At 45.4% G+C, this 24,523-nt stretch carries 22 protein-coding genes; 6 read left to right on the top strand and 16 right to left on the bottom strand.

Annotation, left to right across the window (positions count from 1 at the left end):
• Window positions 1-13 precede the first annotated feature (13 nt).
• From PNUC_RS09345 to PNUC_RS09330, 4 genes are all read right to left on the bottom strand, one after another.
• Entirely contained in the window at window positions 14-805 is a 792-nt protein-coding gene (locus PNUC_RS09345; protein ID WP_143070229.1) for a DUF5672 family protein, read from the bottom strand.
• A gap of 193 nt (window positions 806-998) precedes the next feature.
• Entirely contained in the window at window positions 999-2,366 is a 1,368-nt protein-coding gene (locus PNUC_RS09340) for an NAD(P)(+) transhydrogenase (Re/Si-specific) subunit beta (RefSeq protein ID WP_011903635.1), read from the bottom strand.
• Window positions 2,367-2,399: 33 nt separating this feature from the next.
• A complete protein-coding gene (locus PNUC_RS09335) occupies window positions 2,400-2,738 on the bottom strand; it encodes a proton-translocating transhydrogenase family protein (protein ID WP_011903634.1) in 339 nt (112 codons plus the stop codon).
• Between the two features lie 24 nt (window positions 2,739-2,762).
• A complete protein-coding gene (locus tag PNUC_RS09330) occupies window positions 2,763-3,893 on the bottom strand; it encodes a Re/Si-specific NAD(P)(+) transhydrogenase subunit alpha (protein ID WP_011903633.1) in 1,131 nt (376 codons plus the stop codon).
• 177 nt (window positions 3,894-4,070) lie between these two features.
• Between PNUC_RS09330 and mnmA the strand changes: the two genes are divergently transcribed.
• Window positions 4,071-5,183 carry a tRNA 2-thiouridine(34) synthase MnmA gene (gene mnmA, locus PNUC_RS09325; protein WP_011903632.1) on the top strand — a complete coding sequence of 371 codons (1,113 nt, stop codon included), beginning with the start codon at window positions 4,071-4,073 and terminating at the stop codon, window positions 5,181-5,183.
• A gap of 75 nt (window positions 5,184-5,258) precedes the next feature.
• On the opposite strand, the gene PNUC_RS09320 is transcribed toward mnmA, so the two are convergent.
• Window positions 5,259-5,873 (bottom strand): glutathione S-transferase, encoded by a 615-nt coding sequence (locus tag PNUC_RS09320; protein WP_048812304.1) that lies wholly within the window; start codon window positions 5,871-5,873, stop codon window positions 5,259-5,261.
• A gap of 95 nt (window positions 5,874-5,968) precedes the next feature.
• Here PNUC_RS09320 and purB point away from each other — a divergent pair, with 95 nt between their 5' ends.
• Together purB and PNUC_RS09310 are read left to right on the top strand one after the other, a co-directional pair.
• Window positions 5,969-7,348 (top strand): adenylosuccinate lyase, encoded by a 1,380-nt coding sequence (gene purB, locus PNUC_RS09315; RefSeq protein ID WP_011903630.1) that lies wholly within the window; start codon window positions 5,969-5,971, stop codon window positions 7,346-7,348.
• Between the two features lie 8 nt (window positions 7,349-7,356).
• On the top strand, window positions 7,357-8,706 hold the full coding sequence (locus PNUC_RS09310) for a 3-deoxy-D-manno-octulosonic acid transferase (RefSeq protein ID WP_011903629.1): 1,350 nt from the start codon (window positions 7,357-7,359) through the stop codon (window positions 8,704-8,706).
• Here PNUC_RS09310 and secF read toward each other — a convergent pair.
• The 5 genes from secF to queA all read right to left on the bottom strand — a co-directional run bounded on the left by secF (window position 8,703) and on the right by queA (window position 14,227).
• A complete protein-coding gene (gene secF, locus PNUC_RS09305; protein ID WP_011903628.1) occupies window positions 8,703-9,677 on the bottom strand; it encodes a protein translocase subunit SecF in 975 nt (324 codons plus the stop codon). The genes PNUC_RS09310 and secF overlap by 4 nt on opposite strands.
• Before the next feature lie 3 nt (window positions 9,678-9,680).
• Complete coding sequence (secD, locus tag PNUC_RS09300) at window positions 9,681-11,540, bottom strand: protein translocase subunit SecD (protein ID WP_011903627.1); 1,860 nt, start codon at window positions 11,538-11,540, stop codon at window positions 9,681-9,683.
• Window positions 11,541-11,565: 25 nt separating this feature from the next.
• Window positions 11,566-11,892, bottom strand: a complete 327-nt coding sequence (gene yajC / locus PNUC_RS09295; RefSeq protein ID WP_011903626.1) for a preprotein translocase subunit YajC — start codon at window positions 11,890-11,892, stop codon at window positions 11,566-11,568.
• Between the two features lie 134 nt (window positions 11,893-12,026).
• Window positions 12,027-13,184, bottom strand: a complete 1,158-nt coding sequence (tgt, locus tag PNUC_RS09290; RefSeq protein ID WP_048812159.1) for a tRNA guanosine(34) transglycosylase Tgt — start codon at window positions 13,182-13,184, stop codon at window positions 12,027-12,029.
• On the bottom strand, window positions 13,181-14,227 hold the full coding sequence (gene queA, locus PNUC_RS09285) for a tRNA preQ1(34) S-adenosylmethionine ribosyltransferase-isomerase QueA (protein ID WP_011903624.1): 1,047 nt from the start codon (window positions 14,225-14,227) through the stop codon (window positions 13,181-13,183). Before queA ends, tgt begins: the two co-directional genes overlap by 4 nt.
• A gap of 30 nt (window positions 14,228-14,257) precedes the next feature.
• Here queA and recG point away from each other — a divergent pair, with 30 nt between their 5' ends.
• The gene (gene recG, locus PNUC_RS09280; RefSeq protein ID WP_048812158.1) at window positions 14,258-16,327 is read left to right on the top strand and encodes an ATP-dependent DNA helicase RecG; all 2,070 of its coding nucleotides are present in this window, start codon (window positions 14,258-14,260) and stop codon (window positions 16,325-16,327) included.
• 9 nt (window positions 16,328-16,336) lie between these two features.
• On the top strand, window positions 16,337-17,200 hold the full coding sequence (ubiA, locus tag PNUC_RS09275; RefSeq protein WP_011903622.1) for a 4-hydroxybenzoate octaprenyltransferase: 864 nt from the start codon (window positions 16,337-16,339) through the stop codon (window positions 17,198-17,200).
• A 23-nt stretch (window positions 17,201-17,223) separates the two neighbouring features.
• Here the strand turns inward: ubiA and proC are convergent, their stop codons facing one another.
• Genes proC through PNUC_RS09250 form a run of 5 tightly spaced genes read right to left on the bottom strand, consistent with a single transcriptional unit; the run spans window position 17,224 to window position 22,751 of the window.
• Window positions 17,224-18,093, bottom strand: a complete 870-nt coding sequence (gene proC, locus PNUC_RS09270; RefSeq protein WP_011903621.1) for a pyrroline-5-carboxylate reductase — start codon at window positions 18,091-18,093, stop codon at window positions 17,224-17,226.
• Complete coding sequence (locus tag PNUC_RS09265) at window positions 18,090-18,815, bottom strand: YggS family pyridoxal phosphate-dependent enzyme (protein WP_011903620.1); 726 nt, start codon at window positions 18,813-18,815, stop codon at window positions 18,090-18,092. Before PNUC_RS09265 ends, proC begins: the two co-directional genes overlap by 4 nt.
• Window positions 18,812-20,092 carry a glycolate oxidase subunit GlcF gene (gene glcF, locus PNUC_RS09260; RefSeq protein WP_011903619.1) on the bottom strand — a complete coding sequence of 427 codons (1,281 nt, stop codon included), beginning with the start codon at window positions 20,090-20,092 and terminating at the stop codon, window positions 18,812-18,814. The genes PNUC_RS09265 and glcF overlap by 4 nt, the downstream gene beginning before the upstream one ends.
• Before the next feature lie 8 nt (window positions 20,093-20,100).
• Window positions 20,101-21,246 (bottom strand): glycolate oxidase subunit GlcE, encoded by a 1,146-nt coding sequence (gene glcE / locus PNUC_RS09255; RefSeq protein ID WP_011903618.1) that lies wholly within the window; start codon window positions 21,244-21,246, stop codon window positions 20,101-20,103.
• Window positions 21,246-22,751: an FAD-linked oxidase C-terminal domain-containing protein gene (locus PNUC_RS09250; RefSeq protein WP_011903617.1), complete on the bottom strand. Its 1,506-nt coding sequence runs from the start codon at window positions 22,749-22,751 to the stop codon at window positions 21,246-21,248. Before PNUC_RS09250 ends, glcE begins: the two co-directional genes overlap by 1 nt.
• A 27-nt stretch (window positions 22,752-22,778) precedes the next feature.
• On the opposite strand from PNUC_RS09250, the gene PNUC_RS09245 reads away from it, so the two are divergent.
• Complete coding sequence (locus tag PNUC_RS09245; RefSeq protein ID WP_011903616.1) at window positions 22,779-23,348, top strand: cob(I)yrinic acid a,c-diamide adenosyltransferase; 570 nt, start codon at window positions 22,779-22,781, stop codon at window positions 23,346-23,348.
• A 34-nt stretch (window positions 23,349-23,382) separates the two neighbouring features.
• Here the strand turns inward: PNUC_RS09245 and PNUC_RS09240 are convergent, their stop codons facing one another.
• Window positions 23,383-24,507 (bottom strand): 3-deoxy-7-phosphoheptulonate synthase, encoded by a 1,125-nt coding sequence (locus tag PNUC_RS09240; protein ID WP_011903615.1) that lies wholly within the window; start codon window positions 24,505-24,507, stop codon window positions 23,383-23,385.
• Between the last annotated feature and the right edge of the window lie 16 nt (window positions 24,508-24,523).

The following is a 24,523-nucleotide window of genomic DNA, read 5'->3' as shown; positions in this document are numbered from 1 at the left end:
TAATGAAAAATGGCTAAATTTTTTTTTGGGAATATTTTTCTCTAAGCTGAATTAGTGATCCAAAGGGATCGTGAGCTTCTGCTACGAGATTGAGTTTGACCATATTCGGATGTTGAATATGCGTTGTATAAATTTCTCTTAATAAATACTCCATCCCTTGATTTCTAATGCTATGAATTAAGTCTCTCAATGCTGGAGGGGAGCTCATTCTAGCCAGGATTGACCCGATCAATTCAATTAATTGGGACTCTTGTAGGAAAATGGGAAATGTAGCTGGGTAATGGAATCCAAATACATTAGATTTAAATTGCCCATGACTTCCAGCGTCGTATGCAAAATCATTGGCGAGCGCATAAGGAGCAAACTGAATGCCATTCTGTTCAAGTAGCGGCCGGTAATGAGTGCAAATATATTGATCTTCGAGTTGATCATATGGATTCTCAAGATTGATCTTGATGCCTAATTCATTAATCTTATGGGCCAATCGTGCAGATCGTAGGCTAAAGCCACCATTGCCAACCCAGGAACCCTTCGGCGCGCCAATATAGTCATATTTTAGAAACTCATCTGACCATGACATTGGGTTCAATGGAAAACCATCCCATTGAAAAACTAGAAAATGACTTGTTTTAATTAATGAGGGTACTTGTGTAAATAGAATATGACCATATTCATTGGCTGTAGAGAAGGGATCAATTTTGATGAAATTAATCTTTTCAAGCGTGTCAGGCTTTTCATCTGAAAAAACATGAATGGTTTCTAAATTACCTAATCTTTGAACCATCTTAATTGCGGTATTCGACATCTTTTTATCAGGATAAGTGTCAATAATGACCGCAGAGATTTTTACCATAATTCAGAAAATGAAGAGTGTATTGTGTAAGAAGATTTTACAGGCTTAATGCAATGAATAGTTGGCCACCTTTTTATAATGCAAACTATATGAAAAACAAAAAAGGCTGCTAATAGCAGCCTTTTTCAGTGGGCATGTGGGGTGTTTACTCCACTGCCTTAACCATCTCTTCAACCACCTTCTTCGCATCACCGAAGACCATCATGGTTTTATCCATATAGAAGAGTTCATTATCCAAGCCGGCATATCCTGCAGCCATAGAGCGTTTGTTAACGATAATTGTCTTAGCTTTAAAGGCTTCTAAGATTGGCATGCCAAAGATTGGGCTGCCAGGAGTGCGAGCTGCTGGGTTAACAACGTCATTAGCACCAAGCACTAAAACAACATCGGCTTGTCCAAAGTCACTGTTGATATCTTCCATCTCAAACACTTGGTCGTATGGAACTTCAGCCTCAGCCAAGAGTACATTCATGTGGCCAGGCATACGACCAGCTACTGGATGAATTGCATACTTCACAGTAACGCCATGGTGAGTTAACTTTTCGGTTAACTCTTTGAGTGCGTGTTGAGCGCGCGCAACTGCAAGACCATAGCCAGGAACAATAATTACCGTATCAGCATTTTCCATGAGGAATGCCGCATCTTCTGGTGAACCTGTTTTGTAATTCTTTGGGCTACCATCATCGCCACCGCCTGCAGCAGCCTCAGCACCAAAGCCTCCTAACAAAACCGCCAAAATAGAGCGGTTCATGGCTTTACACATGATGTAAGACAGAATGGCGCCAGACGAACCAACGCAAGCGCCAGCAATAATCAATACTGGATTATTCAGGGTAAAACCAATACCTGCCGCTGCCCAACCAGAGTAACTGTTGAGCATTGAAACAACCACCGGCATATCAGCGCCACCGATAGGAATGATTAAGGTCACACCCAATACCAATGCAATTGCACACATTGCCAAGAAGGCTGCGTGGCTATCGCCCATGTAGTAAGCAATACCAGCGCCGACCATCGAAATGGCCAAGATTAAGTTCAGTAAATGTTGACCGGTAAAGCTCACGGGTTTGCCGCTAACCTTTCCAGATAATTTACCGAAAGCAATGACGGATGCAGTAAAGGTAATTGCACCAATGAACGCACCTATGAATAACTCAATCTTCTGAGCGCCGGTATGGTCATGCGCTGGATTAAATACAGCCGCGATCGCAATTAATACAGCCGACAAGCCCACAAAGGAGTGCATCAAGGCAACTAACTCTGGCATCTTGGTCATCTGTACGCGTTTAGCAGCAATAGTTCCAATGATGGCGCCGCCCACAATCGCAACACCAATCAAGGAAATGACTGGTTTGAAATCAGGGATGAAGAAAGTGGTGATGACTGCTAACAACATACCAATCATGCCGAAGGTGTTTCCTTGGCGTGAGGTTGTTGGTGAAGAAAGGCCTCGTAAAGCAAGGATGAACAGCACCGATGAAATGAGATAGGAAATAGCGGTTATGTTTGACATAGTTTTGGTCTCTATATAGTTCTTATTCTGGGTTTATTTAGTTCCAGCCGCATCAGCTTTTGGAGCTTTTTTCTTGAACATTTCAAGCATGCGACGGGTGACCATAAAGCCACCAAAAATATTGATTGAAGCGAGGAATACTGCAACCGCACCAATAATGCTCGTGAGGGTGATTTCATCGCCACCGATTACTTCAGTTTGGAGCAATGCGCCGACGATGATGATGCCGGAGATGGCATTAGTCACCGCCATTAAAGGTGTATGTAAAGCCGGAGTGACGTTCCAAACTACATGGTAGCCAACGAAAATGGCCAATACAAACACGGTAATGTTTTGAACGGTGAGGATGCTTTGAAAGGCAGCGAGATCCATATTGTTTCCTTAGTATTTTTACTATTAGTTTTTGCGGATGGCTTGGCCATCACGACACATTAAGCAGGCGGTAACGATGTCATCATCACTTGGGATAACCAAATTTGCGTCTTTATCCACAATGAGTTTCATAAAGTCGAGTAAGTTACGTGAGTAGAGTGCAGAAGCATCTGCCGCAACCATACTGGCTAAATTGGTATAGCCCACAATCTTCACACCGTTTACATCAATCACTTTATCCGCCTGAGTTAAAGGGCAGTTACCCGAACCGTTATCACCCTTACCTGCAGCTAAGTCGATCACGATCGATCCTGGCTTCATATTAGCGACAGTATCGCTATGCAATAGAACTGGTGGTTTACGTCCCGGAATCAATGCTGTAGTGATTACGATGTCAGCTTGTTGGGCACGCTCTGCAACCAAGGCGGCTTGGCGCTTCATCCAAGCTTCAGGCATAGGACGAGCATATCCGCCAACACCTTGAGCGATCTCACGCTCTTCATCAGTCTCATATGGGACATCAACAAACTTGGCACCCAAGGATTCAATTTGTTCTTTTGCAGCGGGGCGAACATCGGACGCTTCAATTACAGCACCAAGACGTTTTGCAGTAGCAATGGCTTGTAAGCCAGCTACACCAGCGCCCAAGATGAGTATGCGAGCCGCTTTAACGGTACCAGCAGCTGTCATCAGCATTGGCATGAAGCGTTGATATTCGTTTGCTGCAACTAACACTGCTTTGTATCCCGCAATATTTGCCTGAGAAGACAAAACATCCATGCTTTGTGCGCGAGTTGTGCGAGGCGCAGCTTCTAGAGAGAAGGCTGTAACACCTTGTGCAGCCATGGCTGCAATCATGTCGCTATCAAATGGATCGAGCATGCCAAGCAGCACCGCACCGGATTTAATTTGTTTTAGTTCTACTGTTTCAGGTGCGCGTACTTTAAGAACAATCTCGGCACCGAATGCATCTGCAGCGCTACCAATAGTTGCCCCTACAGCCTCATACGCAGAGTCAGGTTGACTAGCTTTTACTCCAGCATCTTTTTGAATCACAACAGTATGACCTTGACCAATTAATTTTTTAACGGTTTCTGGTGTGGCGGCTACTCGAGTTTCCCCGGGCCTTGTTTCCAGCGGCACTCCTATGCGCATGGCATGTCTCCAAAAGCAAAATTTTTCAAAAAATCTATTTTAGTTAAATAGGCCTAATCGCGCCTATTTACTTACTCCTAAGACCGCTTGCTTGGTATTTGCCTAAAAATCTGTGAAATCAGGCTAAGACTTCTACAATATGGTCTGTAAGCTTATATTGAATTTTCGCATTTTTTGATGATCTCGCTCAATTCTTCCTCAATACCATCCTCCCAGACCAAGAAAGTCGTTATTGGCATGTCTGGAGGGGTAGATTCGTCTGTTGCTGCTTGGATGCTCAAGGAACAGGGTTTTGAGGTTATTGGCCTTTTTATGAAAAATTGGGAGGATGACGACAACGATGAGTACTGTTCAGCCCGTCAGGACTGGCTCGATGTCGTTTCTGTGGCCGATATGATCGGAATTGATGTTGAGGCGGTTAATTTTGCTGCTGAGTATCGTGAACGCGTATTTGCCGATTTCTTGTGTGAATACGCTGCTGGTCGTACACCTAACCCCGATGTTTTATGTAACGCTGAGATTAAATTCAAAGCCTTCTTGGATCACGCCATGAGTTTAGGTGCTGATGCGATAGCTACAGGTCACTATGCACGCGTTCGTCATGAGGGTGGCAGGGTGCAGTTATTAAAAGCGGTGGATGCGAGCAAAGATCAAAGTTACTTTTTACATCGTTTAACGCAGCAGCAATTGTCGAAGGTGATGTTTCCACTTGGTGAAATTCCCAAAACAGAGGTCAGAAAAATTGCGGAGCAGATTGGCTTGCACAATGCAAAAAAGAAAGACTCCACTGGAATCTGTTTTATAGGTGAGCGACCTTTTAGAGAATTCTTAAACCGCTATTTACCTCGAGTACCTGGCCCCATCAAAACGCCAGAGGGTAAAACGGTTGGCGAGCACATGGGTTTAGCTTTCTTTACCTTAGGCCAACGTAAAGGCATTGGTTTAGGTGGTAGCCAAGATGGTAATGGCGACGCTTGGTATGTGGCGCGCAAAGATATGGCTAACAACACATTGTATGTAGCACAGGGCCACGAGCACCCGTGGTTATTGGCCAACAAGCTTTCAGCTGTGGATGCAAGCTGGGTATCTGGTGCAGCACCAGAGCCTGGAAGCTATTCCGCTAAGACGCGCTATCGTCAAACAGATTCTGCATGCACTTACATAGCAGATATCGATACAAATAATTTCAGCTTAAGTTTTCCAGAAGCGCAGTGGGCGGTTACCCCTGGACAATCTGCCGTTTTATATGACGGTGATATTTGTTTGGGTGGGGGAATTATTTCTACCTAATTTTTATCTACAAATAGTAGGCGTGAAAAAAGCCAATCAGTTTTGATTGGCTTTTTTAATTCAGCAGCACATTAATTAAGCGGCAGGTGGCTCAGTTTCAATAAAAGAAGGTCGTTGCAATAACTTTTGATGCAGACGATCTAAGTTTAGATATTGCGTTTGCCATTTGATTTCTGGAAAGCGGAACAGTAGATAACCGATTGCGCAACCTACGGCTATATCTGCCAAAGTAATTTGATTGCCATGACACCAGGCATTTTCGCCCAGTTGTTCAGACATTTGACGTAAGGCAGTATCAATCTTGCCCATCTGGCGGTCATACCAAGTTTGGCTTTGCTGCTCCGCTGGACGCAATGTGCGCTCCAAACGGGCCAAAATGCCGGCATCCATAATGCCGTCAGCTAGAGCTTCCCATGTTTTTACTGCGGCACGCTCACGGTTATCAGCAGGAATAAGCTTGCTTACAGGGCTTAAGCCATCAGCATATTCGGCGATTACGCGGGAGTCATATATAGCTTCTCCGTCGTCGGCAATGAGGCAAGGAACCTTCCCCAGGGGGTTGGTAGAGGCGATTTTGGTGTCTGCGGCCCAGACATTCTCCAATTCTAGGTCTACATCGACCTTTTTCTCGTTGAATACAATGCGTACTTTGCGTACATAGGGGCTGGTAAGGGATCCGATTAGTTTCATGGGGTCAAGTATAGCCATCCTATTTGGGGTTTGCTGAACCCCAGAACGCATTAAAATTACCTTTTATTGACATCTTCAATGTAAAGGCAATATCCGTGAGTCAGCCGCTATCTACCCTTAATGCTCTATCCCCGTTAGACGGCCGCTATGCCGGTAAATTGGATGCTTTACGCCCTTGGCTCTCTGAGGCTGCTTTTATGCGTCAGCGTGTATTTGTCGAGATTCACTGGCTTTTGGCGTTGGCGGCAGCTGGATTACCAGATGTTCCAAAAATTAGCGCTGCGGATGAAGCCTTTTTACTTTCGTTACCGGAAAACTTTTCTGATGCTGATGCTCAGCGAATTAAGGATATTGAGGCGGTAACGAATCATGATGTGAAGGCGGTTGAGTACTTCTTAAAAGAGAAGGTAGCCGGTCGACCAGATTTATTAAAGGCAAGTGAGTTCATTCACTTTGCGTGTACCTCTGAAGATATTAATAACACCTCACATGGCTTGATGTTGCGTGGTGCACGCGATGAGGTTCTTTTGCCCCAACTCAGAAAAGTACTTTCAGTATTAACTGAGTTAGCACTTGAGAATGCCAAAGTGCCTTTGCTTTCTCGTACACATGGACAGCCTGCTTCACCAAGTACTTTGGGTAAAGAGATTGCAAATATTGCCAAGCGTTTAGAACGAGCTATCGAATCCATTGCAACAGCACCTTTATTGGGAAAAATGAATGGCGCAGTAGGTAACTACAACGCACACATCTCTGCATACCCTGATTTTGATTGGGAAAATTTCTCAAAAAATGTTGTTGAAAAGCGTCTTGGCTTAACTTTTAACCCCTACACGATTCAAATCGAGCCTCATGATGGTATGGCGCAATTGTTTGATGCGATTGCTCGTGCAAATACGATCCTCTTAGATATGGACCGTGACTTCTGGGCCTATATATCAATCGGATATTTCAAGCAGCGTACTAAAGCGGGCGAGATCGGCTCGTCAACTATGCCGCATAAAGTAAATCCAATTGACTTTGAAAACTCCGAGGGTAACCTGGGCGTTGCAAATGCATTATTGCGCCACCTTGCAGAGAAGCTACCGATCTCTCGTTGGCAGCGTGACCTAACTGACTCAACAGTATTACGCAATTTAGGGCCTGCGTTTGGCCACAGCGTCTTAGCCTATGACAGCGCATTGCGTGGATTAGGAAAGCTAGAAGTAAATCATGCTGCGATTGCTGCAGATTTGGATGAATGCTGGGAAGTATTGGCTGAACCAGTTCAGACTGTAATGCGTCGTTACGGTATCGAAAATCCGTATGAGCAGTTAAAAGAATTAACGCGTGGTAAAGGGATTAATCAAGCAGACTTACAAAACTTCATTCGCGGCTTAAAGATTCCAGAAGATGCAAAAGCGCGCTTATTAGAGATGACTCCATCTTCATATTTGGGTAAGGCGGTCGAGCTGACCGAACGTCTCAAAAAGTGAGTGGGCGCTTGAATTCAGAATACGGGGCACGTCCTCGTTTCTGGTTTGCTGTTTATCAATTGCTATGGCATCTTCTATTGCTTTTGGCATTTGTGCGCTTAGCCTGGCGCTCACGCCATTCTGGAGCTTATCTTCACCACATTCCCGAGCGCTTAGGTTTTGGATATCAAAAGCCAATTACCCAGTGCGCCATTTGGATTCATGCAGTGTCGGTTGGTGAAACCCGTGCAGCTCAGCCGCTCATTGAGGCTTACCTGGCACGTGGCGAATCTATTCTCCTTACCCATATGACTCTAAATGGGCGGCGTACTGGTAAGCAACTCTTTGGCAAAGCCATTAGCGCAGGGCAAATTCAACAGGTTTATCTACCTTATGACATTTGTTGGGCTGTAGAGCATTTTTTGAAGACTTTTAAACCCAAATTTGGCCTCTTTATGGAGACTGAAGCTTGGCCAACAGTAGTTTTTCGTTGTGCTGAAATTGGATTGCCCCTATATCTAGTCAATGCTCGCTTATCTGAAAGAAGTGCGCGACGCGTCAAACAGTTTGGTAAAGCTGGCCGCGCCTTATTCCAAGCCTTTACTGGAATCATGGCGCAAACCGAATTTGATGCAGGGCGTTATCGAAGTTTAGGCGTTCGAAATGTGAGCATTAATGGCAACCTCAAATTTGATGTGCCTCTTGATCCTGAGTTAGTTGGTAAAGGCATTCTTTGGCGGAAAGAAATTCATGCTGAAGGCCGTTTGATGGTGTGTGCTGCCAGTACACGTGACGGCGAAGAAGATATCATTTTGAAGGCTTGGAAAGATTTGCTGCTCAGTAATGCTTTTCAGGTACAACCCTTGCTTTGTTTGGTGCCACGCCATCCCGAACGCTTTGTAGCTGTTGCGGATCAGATTCGCACAGCAGGGCTCACCTTTCGTCACCGCTCTGAATGGCCCAGCACTCCGACAGATAGCTCTAGTCTTGATGTTGTCTTAGGGGACTCAATGGGCGAAATGCCGATGTATTACAGTGCAGCTGATTTAGTCGTGATGGGCGGTAGTCTTTTGCCATTTGGTGGTCAAAACTTGATTGAGGCCTGTGCAGCCGGATGCCCAGTTTTACTGGGTGAACATACCTATAACTTTCAACAGGCAGCGTTAGACGCAATCTCTATTGGTGCTGCTACGCGAATCAAGGGCGACTTGCTACTTGGGAATACGATTGCCTTAATGGAGTCTTTAAGAGACCTTTTATCAAATACCGAAAGGCTATCTCAGATGAGTAATGCGGCTAGAGCTTATTCAATTGAACATCAAGGCGCAACTCAGAGAATTCTGGCTGCCCTTGATCAGCAAAACTTTTCTTTAAATTAAACCCGAGCACCAAAATTCGGGTCATCGTTACGAGCATTATCGTCTGGCTTTTTATCGCCCTTCACTAAATCTTCTCTAGTAACACCAAGCCACATTGCCAGTGCTGCAGCAACGAAGACTGAAGAATAAATACCAAACAAAATACCAATCGTCAGCGCTAAGGCAAAGTAAAAGAGGGTTGGGCCGCCAAAGATCAGCATTGCCAAGACCATCATTTCAGTGCTGCCGTGAGTAATGACGGTACGGCTGATCGTACTTGTAATCGCATTATCAATAATCTCACGGGTGTTCATCTTGCGATACTTACGGAAATTTTCACGAATACGGTCAAAGATCACCACTGACTCATTAACTGAGTAACCGAGTACCGCGAGGACTGCCGCCAATACTGAAAGAGAAAATTCCCAATGGAAGAAGGCGAAAAATCCAAGAATAATTACTACATCATGTAAGTTGGCAATGATGCCGGCGAGGGCAAATTTCCACTCAAAGCGGAAAGATAGATACAGCACAATGCCGATAACAACGAAGATCAACGCCTTAAGGCCATCAATCGCTAGTTCTTGACCGACTTGTGGGCCAACGAATTCAACCCTTTGGAGTTTTACACCTGAAGTAGTCGGATCAAGCACTTGCATTACAGCATTGCTTTGATCTGCAGATGAAATAAGCTTACCTTCAGCATCTTTTTGTAAGGGCAGGCGAATCATCACATCACGTGAGCTACCAAAATTCTGAATTTGCGTATCGGCATAGCCGAGCTTTTCAACCTTAGCGCGAATGGATTCGAGTGGTGCCGTTTGGGGGTAACTTACTTCCATTACCGTACCACCAGTAAATTCGATAGAGAGGTGCAAGCCGTTATGCCAAAGGAAAAAGACGGCCGCTAAAAAAGTAATGAAGGAAATCGCATTCAGCACCAACGCATGGCGCATGAAAGGAATATCTTTTTTGATTCTAAAAAATTCCATGACTTATTTCTCCTGTGGGCGCCAAACTTGGCCGATCGCGAGTTTGGAAATCTTCTTATGTCTGCCATACCAAAGGTTGACGAGACCACGCGAGAAGAAGACAGCTGAGAACATTGAAGTCAAAATACCTAAGCAATGCACTATCGCAAAGCCTTTAATAGGGCCTGAACCAAAAGCCAGCAATGCAAGACCAGCAATCAATGTAGTGACGTTTGAGTCAAGAATAGTGGCCCAAGCTTTATCAAAACCAATGGAGATCGCCATTTGAGGTGAAGAGCCATTACGGAGTTCTTCACGAATACGTTCGTTAATTAATACGTTGGAGTCAATCGCCATACCTAAGGCCAATGCCATCGCAGCAATACCTGGCAAGGTAAGCGTTGCTTGCAGCATGGAGAGGATGGAAATCAGCAGCAACAAGTTGACTGCCAATGCAATAACTGAGAAGGTGCCAAACAATAAATAGTACGCCACCATGAAAATAGAAATTGCTGTAAATCCAATTAAGAGAGATTTAAAACCTTTTTCAATATTTTCAGCACCCAAGCTTGGTCCAATGGTGCGCTCCTCAATAATTTCCATTGGGGCTGCCAATGAGCCTGCGCGCAGTAACAAGGCGAGGTCATTAGCGCTCTCTGTAGTGGGTTGACCCGTAATTTGAAACTTAGCACCGAATTCACTTTGGATAGTGGCAATAGTGAGTACTTCACCTTTGCCTTTCTCAAATAAGATCATGCCCATTGGCTTGCCAATGTTTTCGCGAGTGACTTCTTGCATCACGCGACCGCCGGTAGCATCCAGGGAGATATTCACTGCAGGGCGTTGGTTCTGATCGAAGCCAGCACTAGCGTCAGTAATGTTATCACCGCTAAATATGACGGATTTTTTGAAAACACCCATTTGGTTTTCACCAAAACGGAAGGTATCCGTTCCGGGAGGCGCAGCTTCGCCTACATTGATTCTAGAGACGAGTGGATCTGCAAGACGTGATTCCAGAGTTGCAGTGCGACCAATAATATCCTTGGCACGCGCGGTATCTTGCACCCCTGGTAGCTGAACTACGATACGCTCGGCACCTTGTTGTTGAATAACGGGCTCTTTTACGGCTAATTCATTCACCCGCTTATTGAGGGTGATGATATTTTGTTTGACAGCATTATTTTGAATATCTGCTAAGGCTTTGGGTTTAAATTCACCGAGCAATTTGACCGAACCTGCACCATTTCTGATGATCCAAATGAGATCTGGTTGGGATGTATTTAAAAGGGTACGAGCTGCTTCAGCCTCGTCTGTACTGCCAAAATTTATCGTAATAGAGTCAGGGCTACGATCAATGCCTTGATGGCGAATATTGTTACTTCTTAATTGACTGCGAATATCAGTTGAGAGGGCGGTCACTTTCTTTTGTACTGCACCCTTCATGTCGACTTGTAGCAGGAAATAAACTCCGCCACGCAAGTCAAGACCCAAAGGCATAGGAAGTGCATTGATCGCATTCAACCAGCTTGGTGTGTTCGATAGTAGGTTTAAAGCAATGGTGTAGTTCGGATCGTTTTGATCTGTATTTAGCTTTTGCTGCAAGAGGTCGCGGGCGCGTAGTTGAATATCGGTATTGTTAAAACGAGCCTTGATCGTTCCAACGCTACCAGCACTTTCAAAAAACATCCCTGTAGTACTTATATTTGCATCAGCCAGAATTTTTTCTACACGAGACTGAGTCGCCAAATCAACCTTAATGGTTGGTTTGGCGGACGATACTTGAACCGCAGGCGCCTCACCATAGAAATTGGGTAATGAATAAAGTCCGCCAATTAATAAAGCTACGGCGATGACTAAATATTTCCAGAGAGGATAGCGATTCATATTGAGTTACTTTTAAAGAAACGAATTAAGCAGACTTCAGGGTGCCTTTTGGCAGAACGGTAGTAATGGCGCCTTTTTGAAGTTGCACTTCAGTGCCGGCAGAGATTTCTACTGTAACCACTTGGTCTTTTAAAGCGCTTACTTTGCCGAGGATGCCCCCAACAGTCACTACTTCATCACCAACTGCTAATGCTTCAAGCATGGCTTTAGTTTCTTTTTGACGCTTCATTTGTGGGCGAATCATGATGAAGTACAACACTGCAAACATCAAAATCAAAGGAAGGAAGCTCATTAAGCCACCAGTATCAACACCCCCGGCTGGAGCCTGGGCAAAAGCGTTACTAATCCACATACAAAACCTCCGTTAATTACCAATTGGAAACTGCTTCATTTTTAGGCTTTATAGAGAAAGCCGTAAACCCGCAATTCTAAACTGTATGGGGCTTTGGAGGTGATTTGAGGGGGTTAATCCCCCTTAGACGCTAGTTAATCCTGTCCCGGCTCTACCCCGCGCTGGCGGTTGGCTTTGAATTCTTCCCGATAAGCACTGAAACGGTCCTTGCTTAAAGCCTCTCGAACCTCTGTCATGAGTTGCAGATAGTAAGAGAGGTTATGGATGGTATTGAGCTGGGAGCCCAGGATCTCATTTGCCTTCTGAAGGTGATTTAGATACGATCTGGTGAAGTTTTGACAGGTATAGCAAGCACAAGTAGGGTCAACAGGCCGATCATCATCCTTGTAGCCTGAGTTACGCAGTTTTAGGTCGCCAAAGCGAGTAAATAGCCAGCCATTGCGGGCATTTCGTGTCGGCATGACGCAGTCAAACATATCAATTCCAAGGCTTACCCCCAGAATCAGGTCTTCTGGAGTGCCTACCCCCATGAGATAGTGGGGCATATGTTCTGGCAATTTAGGGGCGGTGAAATTCAAAATTCGCTCAAACTCCGGTTTTGGCTCGCCAACCGATAAACCCCCAATAGCAATCCCATCAAAACCTTGTTGGCTGACGGCATCTAACGAAAATTCTCGTAAATGTTCAAACATGCCACCTTGCACAATTCCAAAGAGTCCGTTTCCAGTATTCAGCTCTCGAAAACGTTTTAATGAGCGATCACCCCAACGCAAAGACATTTCCAAAGAAGCACGTGCTGTTTTTTCTGAAGTGGCCTGCCCCTTAGTTTCATAAGGTGTGCATTCATCAAATTGCATTGCAATGTCACTATTTAAGACTGCCTGAATTTCCATAGAGACTTCTGGCGACATAAAAAGTTTGTCGCCATTAATGGGGGATGCAAATGTCACCCCCTCTTCTGAAATTTTTCTAAGGGCACCCAAACTAAATACTTGAAAACCACCCGAGTCTGTCAGGATGGGTTTGTCCCAGCCCATGAAGCGATGGAGGCCACCATGTTTTTTAATGACATCTAAACCAGGGCGTAACCAAAGATGAAAGGTATTGCCTAAAATAATTTGCGCCTTAGCTTCATTGAGATCACGGGGCGTCATTGCTTTGACTGTGCCATAAGTACCAACTGGCATGAAGATCGGCGTCTGCACACTGCCATGAGGAAGGTCTAACTGACCAAGGCGGGCGGGGCTCTGGGAGTCGCGCGCCAAAATATTAAAGTGAACGGGTTTGGTCATGGCTTTATATTCTCGAGTCGACAAAGGAACATCGCATCCCCATAACTGAAGAAGCGATATTGTTGATTAATAGCATGTTGATAGGCAGAGCGAATGTTGTCTACTCCTGCAAAAGCACTGACCAACATTAATAGGGTGGATTTTGGTAGATGAAAGTTTGTTAATAAACAATCTACTACTTTAAATTGATATCCCGGAGTGATAAAGAGATTAGTTTCCCCGCTGCTTTGCTGACTATTCGCCTGGCTCTCTAAAGCTCTCAGGCTAGTTGTACCAACAGCGATTATTCTGCCACCATTCTTCTTGGTTTTCTCAATTGCTTGTAAAGTTTCTTTCGGAATGGAGAACCACTCATAGTGCATTTGGTGTTTTGAAAGATCTTCTTCTCGCACGGGTGTAAATGTTCCAGCACCAACATGAAGGGTGACTGTTGCTTGATTGACGCCTACATCTTTGAGCTTTTGCAAAATGACTTCATCAAAATGTAAGCCTGCAGTTGGGGCTGCAACTGCCCCTGGATTTTTAGCGACTACCGTTTGATAGCGCTGCGCATCTTCGCCATCAGGTTGATGCTCTATGTAAGGAGGTAAAGGTAGCTTGCCAAAACGCTCAAGTAAGGAAAAAACATGATCGGGAAAGAGAACTTCATAAAATCGACCGTCATAGCCAATCATTTCGACCGAGAAAGTTTCGCCGGACTGATTGTAAATATGCACAGTACTCCCAGTCTTTGGTACCTTAGAGGCTCTAATTTGTACCCAAGCCTGTTTTTCACCGCTGATTCGTTCGATGAGTAGCTCGACATTACCACCGGTCTCCTTTTTGCCATGTAAGCGGGCTGGTATGACCTTGGTGTCATTAAAGACTAATAAGTCCCCAGGCTGAGCAAGGATAAGAATGTCCTTAAACTGGCGATCTACCAAATGGGCGTGATTCATCCCGTCAGCCCTGACCTCTAAAAGGCGGCTATCGGTTCTATTTGCCAAAGGATGCTGGGCGATTAGCTCGGGCGGGAGTTCGTAATTAAAGTCAGAGAGTTGCATAGCATTACCATCAGGTATTGGATTTTAACGATGACATCAAAACAAGCGCCAAATGCACTCCAAAAGATGGGTTTAGATAGCCCAATGGCCCTTGCTTTGCATTTACCTTCTCGTTATGAGGATGAGACTGAGCTTTTAAGTATCGAGGAAGCTATTCATCAGGGACGATTTTCATCAGCCCAGACTCAGGGGGTAGTGATTCGCAACCAGGTTCTATTTCGACCCAGACGACAAATGGTTGTCACCATTGAAGATGAGACTGAAACCCTAAATCTGCGTTTTCTCAATTTCTACCCTAGCCAACAAAAGCAAATGGCAGTTGGTTCGCACATCCGAGTACGTGGTGAGGTAAGAGAGGGCTTCCAAGGCTCGGAGATGGTTCATCCCACTGTCAAAGCGGTGAGCTCAGACACACCCCTCCCAGCAAGCTTAACCCCAGTGTATCCAGCTACAGCTGGTGTGTCCCAAGCTGCTATTCGTAAGGCAGTCAATCTAGCTTTGCGCGATCCAAGCCTGCAAGAAAGCTTGGCTGAATTTTTTCCACATCAATTGATGAGCGAGCTCTTGCCTAGCTACGATTGGCCAAACTTGATGGAGGCTATTACGTATTTGCATCAACCGCCAGCCGACGCAAATACTCAAGCTCTATTGGAACGAACTCATCCTGCATGGAGACGTGTGCAGTTTGAAGAGTTGCTTGCGCAGCAGATCTCCTTGAAGCGTGCGCATGCCATTCGCCGGGGGCGACAAGCTCCAACATTTAGTAAGGAAATTAAAAAAGGTCTAGGTATAGAGGCAGGCCTACTAGCTGTATTACCTTTTAAGTTAACCGCAGCGCAAGCCCGTGTTTGGCTGGAAATTGGTCATGATTTAGCTCAAGCTTTTCCAATGAATCGATTGCTTCAAGGGGATGTGGGTAGCGGTAAGACGGTTGTTGCGGCTTTGGCTGCGGCTCATGTCATGGACCAGGGCTATCAAGCTGCTGTGATGGCACCAACAGAAATATTGGCCGAGCAGCATTATCTCAAAATGAAAGAATGGTTTGAGCCATTAGGTGTCAAGATTGCTTGGTTAACGGGTAGCTTGAAGGCAAAGGAAAAACGACTGGCCCAAGAGATGATTGAGAGTGGGCAGGCCCAACTTATTATTGGCACTCATGCACTCATTCAAGAAAGCGTACGATTTGCGAAATTGGGTTTGGCGGTAATTGATGAGCAGCATCGTTTTGGAGTTCGTCAGCGTTTAGAGATTCAACAACGCGTTGGCTCAGAATTGTTTTATTGCCATCAATTAATGATGTCTGCCACGCCTATTCCTCGTACTCTGGCTATGACGTATTACGCCGATCTTGATGTCTCAGTAATCGATGAATTACCTCCGGGTAGAAAGCCCATCACTACTAAAGTGGTAAAGGCCAGCCGTCGCGAAGAAGTAATTAGTGGCCTCCATAGCTGGCTTGCAAAAGGCTTACAGGCTTACTGGGTTTGCCCATTAATTGAAGAGTCTGAAGTGCTTCAGTTACAAACAGCTGTAGAGAGTTTTGAACAGCTCACACAGGCATTACCAGGCTTTAAGGTGGGCTTAGTTCATGGACGTTTAAAGTCAGATGAAAAAGCTGCTGTCATGGCAGCCTTTAAGGCAAATGAAATTCAATTGCTAGTGGCTACTACGGTGATTGAGGTTGGGGTGGATGTGCCCAATGCTGCTTTGATGGTGATTGAGCATGCAGAACGCTTTGGTTATGCGCAAATTCATCAATTGCGGGGGCGTGTAGGCCGTGGTTCGGCTGATTCTGTGTGTATTCTGATGTATGCAGAACCCTTATCAATGGCTGCCAAAGAGCGCTTGCAGACTTTGCGTGAGACATCGGACGGATTTGTAATTGCAGAGCGAGATTTATCCTTGCGCGGCCCTGGTGAGTTATTGGGGGCAAAGCAATCAGGCGATGCGATGTTGCGTTTCGTAGATTTGCAAAGAGATGCTTGGCTGATTGAATTGGCTCAGAAGGCTGCTGACCGTTTATTGGCAGATCATCGAGAATTAGTTGAGCGTCATCTAGAACGCTGGCTTGGTTCTCGCGCAGAATTCTTAAAAGCATAAAATTAAGCTATGTCTTTGAAAGAACGCTTCACTTCTTACGCTTATTTAATTCGCCTAGATAAGCCTATTGGCACTTTATTACTGTTATGGCCTACCTTGTGGGCTCTATGGCTTGCAAGTTCAGGTACGCCCAGCCTTCAAATGCTGATGATATTTATTGCTGGTACTTTTTTGATGCGAAGTGCTGGCTGCGCCATCAATGATTATGCGGATCGTGATTTTGACCGCCATGTTCAGAGAACAAAACACCGACCAGTGACTAGTGGAAAGATTTCTGGAAAAGAGGCAGTTGTTGTTGCTGGTGTTCTGGCGTTGATAGCCTTTTTACTGATTCAACCATTAAACATTTTTACAAAGGAACTATCAGTACTTGCTTTACTAGTCGCCTTTATCTATCCCTTTACAAAGCGATTTTTGGCGATACCTCAGGCGGTGCTTGGAATTGCTTTTGGTTTTGGTATTCCAATGGCCTATGCAGCCGTTCTAGACTTTATTCCTCTTGAAGCTTGGGTTTTATTTGTCGGAAATATTTTTTGGGCCATTGCCTATGACACCGCCTATGCAATGGTCGATCGAGATGATGATTTACGGCTTGGCCTTCGCACTTCAGCCATAACTTTTGGATCATATGAAGTGTTAGCTATTGCATTTAGCTATGGGGTTTTATTTGTGAGTCAATTATGGGTGGCTCACTTGGCAAGCTTGAGTAATTATTTTTTAATTGGGTGGGGCGCAGCTCTGGGGTGTGCCATTTATCAACTCAAACTAGTTTCTAGTAGAAAACGGGAGGATTGCTTCCTGGCTTTTCGTCACAATAACTGGTTAGGCGGATTCTTATTTCTAGGAATCGTTTTAGGTCTTAGTATTCAATAATAGTCTGAGCTTAAGCGAGAGGTTTAGCTCTGGCCTAGCTCGTCACCCATTGTTTTACCGCGTTGACTTGCGGCATCAATCGCCTTTTCTAAAATCTCGTTCCATCCATGCTGCTTCATGACATCGAGCGCAGCAGCAGTTGTGCCGCCTTTGGAAGTAACCCGTTCGCGTAGCACCCCTGCATGTTCATCGGAGTTATGGGCTAATTGGGTAGCGCCTTCTAAGGTTGCGTAAGCTAATTTACGAGCGGTCTTCTCATCAAGCCCCAGTTTTTCCCCGGCGGATTGCATTGCCTCGATAAAAGCAAATACATAAGCTGGACCACTACCTGAAACAGCAGTAACCGCATCCATCAGGTTTTCTTCTGAAACCCATACGGATTGCCCTACAGCATTACAAATAGTTTCAGCCAAAGTACGATCTGATTGACCTACGGCTGCATCAGCAAATAATCCAGTGATTCCTTTGCCGATGAGGGCTGGGGTATTTGGCATGGCTCGTACACAACGAGTGTGATCTAGCCAGCGACTCATATCCTTTAAGCGAATACCGGCGGCAATACTGAGGATCAGCGGGCCGGGAGCTGAAGCATGTTTGAGTTTGGATGCAAGCCCTTTGGCAACGACATTAAAGTCTTGCGGTTTAATTGCCATCACAACAACATTGTTTTTGCTGAAATCAAAGGCAATGTGATCTAAGGCCCCAATTCCTTGCACTCCATAATCTTCATGAAGCTTTAAGGCTGTACTGGCATTAGACTCAACGACAGAAATTTGATTTGGTTCAAACCCGTTAGCAATCAAACCACTGATAAGGGCGCGACCCATGTTGCCACCACCAATAAAGGTGATATGGGCATTACTATTGTTTTGAATATGTTCTGATGTGCTCATACTGTAATCTTATCGCGCTTCCCAAAAATAGCAGTTCCAACACGAACCATGGTGCTGCCTTCCGCTATTGCCGCCTCTAAATCATCAGACATACCCATAGATAGGGTGTCAAAAAATTGAAATCCAGGTTCTATCGTATGGGTATCGCGAATGCGTTCAAAGCAAGCGCGAACTGTGGCGAAGGCCTCTCGTTGAGCCGCGGGATTATCAGTCGGCGCTGGAATGGCCATCAGGCCTCGCAGAACAACGTGGGGTAATTGAGAGATTGCATTGCATAGTGTTTCGGCTTCGGTGAGAGCAATTCCGCTTTTGCTTTCCTCCTCGCTGACATTGACCTGTACACACAATTGCAATGGTGCCAATTCAGAAAACTCACCACGCTGAGTAGATAGACGTTCAGCAATTTTGAGACGGTCTACGCTATGAACCCAATCAAAATGTTCGGCAACCTCTCTCGTTTTATTGCTTTGTAGGGGGCCAATAAAGTGCCACGTTAACCAAGGGCGTAATTTTGAGAGCTTGAGAATTTTCTCAACCGCTTCCTGGACATAATTTTCGCCAAAGGCAGATTGCCCAGCATGCATTGCCTCTTCAACTGCTGCTGCAGGAAAAGTTTTGCTAACAGCTAATAACTCTACTTCTTCGGGTTCGCGTTTTGCTGCTAATACGGCAAGTTCAATTCGTTCTTGAACTTGCACCAGATTCATGGCGATTTGATTCATTGAGTGCTTGTTGTTTGCCTGCTGAGCAATTGATCGACGATTTCAATCCAATGCACGACTGGGGTGTCCTCTTGTTGAAGATGGGTAATACACCCAATATTTCCTGAGACAACGACCTCAGCACCCGACTCTTCGCAGGCTATATGAAGATTGTTTAACTTATTCTTACGCAGTTGCTCTGATAGCTCTGGCTGCGTTATGGAGTAAGTTCCCGCCGATCCGCAGCACAGATGGCTGTCATTGCATAAACGCACTCCAATACCAATACTTCCCAGCAAACCTTCAACCTTGCCACGAATTTGTTGGCCGTGCTGCAAGGTGCAAGGAGGGTGATAGACCACACCCGGTTTTTGATCAGAGCCCAAAATCTCGACCAATTCATTTTGTAGCTCTGGAAGAATTTCAGCAATATCTTTTGTTAATGCTGAAATCTTTTTGGCTTTAGCTGCATAAACAGGATCATTTACTAATAAATGCCCATAATCTTTGACCATCACACCGCAGCCAGAGGCTGTCATCACAATGGCTTCTGCGCCCGCCTCTACCAGTGGCCACCAAGCATCAATATTTTGCTTGGCATTATCTAAGCTACCCACTTGATCATTGAGGTGATGGCGTAATGCTCCACAACAAGTGGCATTAGGCGCGCTAATTAATTGAATCTTTAGTGCATCCAATACCCGTGATGTAGCTGAGTTGATATTGGGCAGCATGCCAGGCTGGACACATCCCTCTAAGAGAAGCATTTTTCGAGCATGTTGTGCGCTCGGTCTGGCGTAAGGATTGGTGGCTTGATCTAAAACCTTATTTTTTGCCAACGGAATTTTTCGCTGGATACCACTAGGCATCAGTGGGCGTACCAAGCGGCCTATTCCCATGGCGGAATTAAATAAAGCGGGTTTAGTTAAACCTTCTTTGAGAGCCCAGCGAGTGAGGCGTTGCATCAGTGGGCGCTGAGGCGTATTTTCTTCGGCCCATTTGCGGCCTATATCTATCAAGTTTCCGTATTGCACACCGCTTGGGCAGGTACTTTCGCAGTTGCGGCAAGTAAGACAGCGATCTAAATGAAGGCGCGTTTTTTCAGTGGGTTGTTGCCCTTCTGCTATTTGTTTAATGAGGTAAATGCGCCCCCGAGGACCATCGAGCTCATCACCTAGTAGTTGATAGGTAGGGCAAGTAGCCGTACAAAAACCACAGTGAACACATTTGCCCAAAATGCGAGCAGCTTCTATACCTTCTGGGGTATTAGCAAATTGAGGGGCGAGTTGAGTTTGCATATCAATACTTATGGAAGACGTTTGGTGGCAAATACGCCAGCTGGATCAAATGCAGATCTCAGACGTTCTTGGACTATTTCTAGGGCTTTGGTGTGTGTATTTTCAGATAGCAGGGTAAAACGTTGCGCGCTTGGGTTGACATTACTGCCTTGTCTGAACCGAGTCGCATGGCCGCCATGAGCATGGGCTAATATTTTGAGGGTACTGAAGGTAGCATCATCTCCATCGGCCTGAACCCAGCGCTGTTGACCATGCCATTCGAGCACTAGGTCTTCACTTGTCTTGGGAATATCCAATGACCCGCATGCAGCAGGAAGTGCAAGACGATAGAGTGTTTGATTTTCTGCAAGATTGGTAAATACAGAAAGTTTTTGTTCGCGCACATCATTCCAAAATGTTTCAGCTTGGACGGGATCCAGTTCACGCGCATCAACTGATGCACTCATTAATGGAATCGCAGCCTTTACTGCAGCCGAAGCGCCTGCCAGGCGAATGGTTAATTCACCATCACCATCCTTTACTTTGCCTACCCAACAGCTTGCTGATAACGGCAAAGGCTGACCAGCCCATTCATTCAGAATCTTCAGAGCCTTTGCTTGTGAGACATGGCAACGCAGGGTAGCGCTAGCGGCTGGCTTTGGTAAAACCTTGACTGATGCCTCCAATAGAAGAGCAAGAGTCCCTAAAGAGCCTGGTAATAAACGAGAGACGTCATAGCCTGCAACGTTCTTCATTACTTTGCCACCAAAAGAAAGGTCTTGACCCTTACCATCCAAAATGCGGGTACCTAAAACAAAATCTCGGAAGTTGCCAACGGTAATGCGACCTGGACCAGCCAGACCTGCAGCAATAGCGCCACCAAACGTTGCATTCTCACCAAAGTGAGGGGGCTCAAATGCAAGCACTTGATTTTTCTCCTGGAGGGCAGCCTCAATTTCTTTCAGTGGCGTACCAGCACAGGCCGTAATGACTAATTCTTCTGGTTGATATTCCAAAATTCCGGAGTAAGGGCGTGTATCCAACTTGCTGTACTTGTTTACGTTTCCATACCAAGATTTTGTGCCGCCACCTTCAATTGAAAGTGACGTTTTATTTTTACCTGCATTCAGAATCTGTTCACGGAATGCATTGATTTGTGAATTGGATGGATTCATTAGAAGCGCTCCAATTCTGGATGAGGTAATTTGCCGCCGCTGATGCGCATGCGGCCATATTCGGCGCAACGACTTAAGGTTGGGATCGCCTTATCAGGATTCAATAGATGCCCTGGATCAAAAGCGCTTTTCACTCCCCAAAAGGATTCACGTTCACCCTCACCAAATTGCACACACATGGAGTTAATTTTTTCGATGCCTACACCATGCTCTCCAGTGATGGTTCCGCCTAACTCAACACAAGCTTCTAAGATTTCAGTGCCAAATTCCTCTGCACGATGCCACTCTTCCTGGTCTGAACCATTAAATAAAATGAGTGGATGCATATTGCCATCGCCGGCATGAAATACATTTAAGCAGCCTAGGCCATATTTTGTTTCCATACCTTGGATACGCTTTAGCAGGGTCGCGATATGGCGACGTGGAATTGTGCCATCCATGCAGTAGTAATCTGGCGCTAAACGACCTGCTGCTGGAAATGCATTTTTACGCCCACTCCAAAATTTGAGTCGCTCAGATTCATTCTGAGAAATCTGGATACCGCTGGCGCCAGCTTCCTCTAATACCTTAGTCATGCGCTCAATTTCTTCTGCCACTTCTTCTGGAGTGCCATCGGATTCACAAAGCAAAATTGCAGCAGCATCTAAGTCATAACCTGCATGCACAAACTCTTCCACGGCACGAGTAGTGGCCTTATCCATCATCTCTAAACCGGCAGGAATAATGCCTGCGGCAATAATGGCGGCGACAGCATTGCCACCTTTTTCAATGTCATCAAAGCTGGCCATAATGACGCGTGCGAGTTTTGGTTTGGCAACGAGCTTGACTGTAACTTCAGTCACCACAGCCAACATACCTTCACTACCCATCATGATGGCTAGCAAATCTAATCCAGGAGAGTCAGGTGCAAGACTGCCAAACTCAACAATCTCGCCATTCATGAGTACTCCACGAACACGCAAGACATTGTGCAAGGTAAGTCCATATTTCAGGCAATGAACACCGCCTGAGTTTTCATTCACATTGCCACCAATAGAGCAGGCAATTTGTGATGACGGATCTGGTGCGTAGTACAAACCCAAATGACCTACTGCTTCCGAAATGGCAAGATTGCGAACGCCTGGTTGTACAACAGCTGTTCTTGTAAATGGATCAATACTGAGAATTTTCTTGAGCTTGGCTAGTGACAAAACTAGGCCTTGGGATATGGGCATCGCACCACCCGATAGTCCGGTGCCAGAACCTCGAGGCACCACTGGAATATTCATGTCAAAGCAAATCTTCAGGATTTGAGTGACTTGAGCTTCAGTTTCAGGGAGGGCAACTGCCAAAGGCATGCGTCTATAGGCCGCCAAACCATCACATTCATAAGGGATTGTGTCTTCTGGCTCCCAAAGTAGGGCGTGCTCAGGAAGTATCGGTCGCAAAGCGGAGACTAATTTGGACTGAAGTGCGCTAATAGCGGCTATATCGGGGGGCGGGGTCACCATATTCATAACAATCATTTTAGCCATTTACCTATAATTAAGCTTATGGGAAATCGACTATCAAAAATCGCCACCAGAACTGGTGATGCCGGAATGACAGGCCTCGGAGACGGCAGTCGCGTTGAGAAAGACCATTTACGGATATGCGCCATGGGCGACGTGGACGAGTTGAATTCAGAAATAGGCGTTTTGATGTCAGAAGACATTCCTAAAAGCATCGCTGCCGAGCTAGGAGAGCTTTTTTTGCAGGTGCAACATGATTTATTTGATTTGGGTGGCGAGCTGTGTATCCCCAATTACAAACTGCTCAATCCAGAGCATGTGACTCAACTAGATATTTGGTTGGAAAAGTACAACCAGCAATTACCACCCCTGACTGAATTTATTCTTCCAGGCGGAACTCACGCAGCAGCCCAGGCACATGTGTGTAGAACGGTTTGCCGCAGAGCTGAGCGTTCGATTGTGCGTTTAGGTTGGGAAGAGCCTTTATATGATTCTCCTCGTCAATACGTTAATCGTTTATCTGACCTACTCTTTGTTTTGGCCCGCATACTCAATCGCGCTGCCGGTGGTTCGGATGTATTGTGGAAGCACGAAAAAAAAGAGACTAAATAAATTAGTCTCTTTAAGCTAAACGAGAAGCTACTACTTACTTCTTATTGCTTCTACGTTTTTTTACTGCTCCAGCAAGACGCTCCAATACTTTTACAGAGTCATCCCAATTGATGCAGGCATCAGTAATACTTTTGCCATACTCCAAATTGCTAGGGTCATCTTTTCCGGGCGTGAATTTTTGTGCGCCGTCATTCAAATGACTTTCCACCATCACACCAAAGATCTGATGTGATCCAGATTCAATTTGCTGTGCAACGTCGTCGGCCACAATAATTTGACGCTCATGTTTTTTACTTGAATTCGCATGAGATAAATCCACCATCAAGCTGGCTGGAAGCTTTGCAGTTTCGAGCTCAGAGCAGGCTTCCTGTACAAATTTCGCTTCATAATTAGGCTCTTTACCACCACGCAAAATAACGTGGCAGTCTTTATTCCCTTTTGTTTCAACCACAGATACTTGACCGTTTTTATGCACTGACAAGAAATGGTGTGGACGTCCTGCTGCTTGGATAGCGTCGGTAGCAATTTTGATATTGCCATCGGTGCCATTTTTAAAGCCAATTGGAGCGGACAATCCAGATGCAAGCTCACGGTGAACCTGACTCTCGGTAGTGCGAGCACCAATCGCTCCCCAAGAAATCAGATCAGCAATATATTGCGGAGAAATCACATCAAGAAATTCGCTGCCTGCTGGCATACCAAGGCGATTAATTTCCATCAACACTTGGCGAGCTAAACGTAAACCTTCTTCAATACGATAGCTTTCATCCAAGTAAGGGTCATTAATCAAACCCTTCCAGCCAACAGTAGTACGTGGCTTTTCAAAGTACACGCGCATCACAATTTCTAATTCGCCTGCAAAGCGATCGCGCTCTCTCAAAAGACGCTGGCAATATTCGAGCGCTGCTTTTGGATCATGAATTGAGCAAGGTCCAATGATCACTAATAGGCGATCATCTTTTCCATGAATAATGTCCCGAATCTTTTTGCGAGTATTGCTAATTAACGATTCGGTTGGAGTTCCTGAAATAGGAAAGAAACGAATCAAATGTTCTGGCGGAGGCAGAACGGAGATATTGTCAATGCGTTGATCGTCGGTATCCGATGTTTTGTCTACAGCGGAGTACCAATTGGCGGGATTCGTATTTTGTTGGCTCATACGGCTATTTTAAGCC

It is taken from the genome of Polynucleobacter asymbioticus QLW-P1DMWA-1, from assembly GCF_000016345.1.
GTDB lineage: Bacteria > Pseudomonadota > Gammaproteobacteria > Burkholderiales > Burkholderiaceae > Polynucleobacter > Polynucleobacter asymbioticus.
This window is presented reverse-complemented; position numbering and strand designations above follow the sequence as displayed.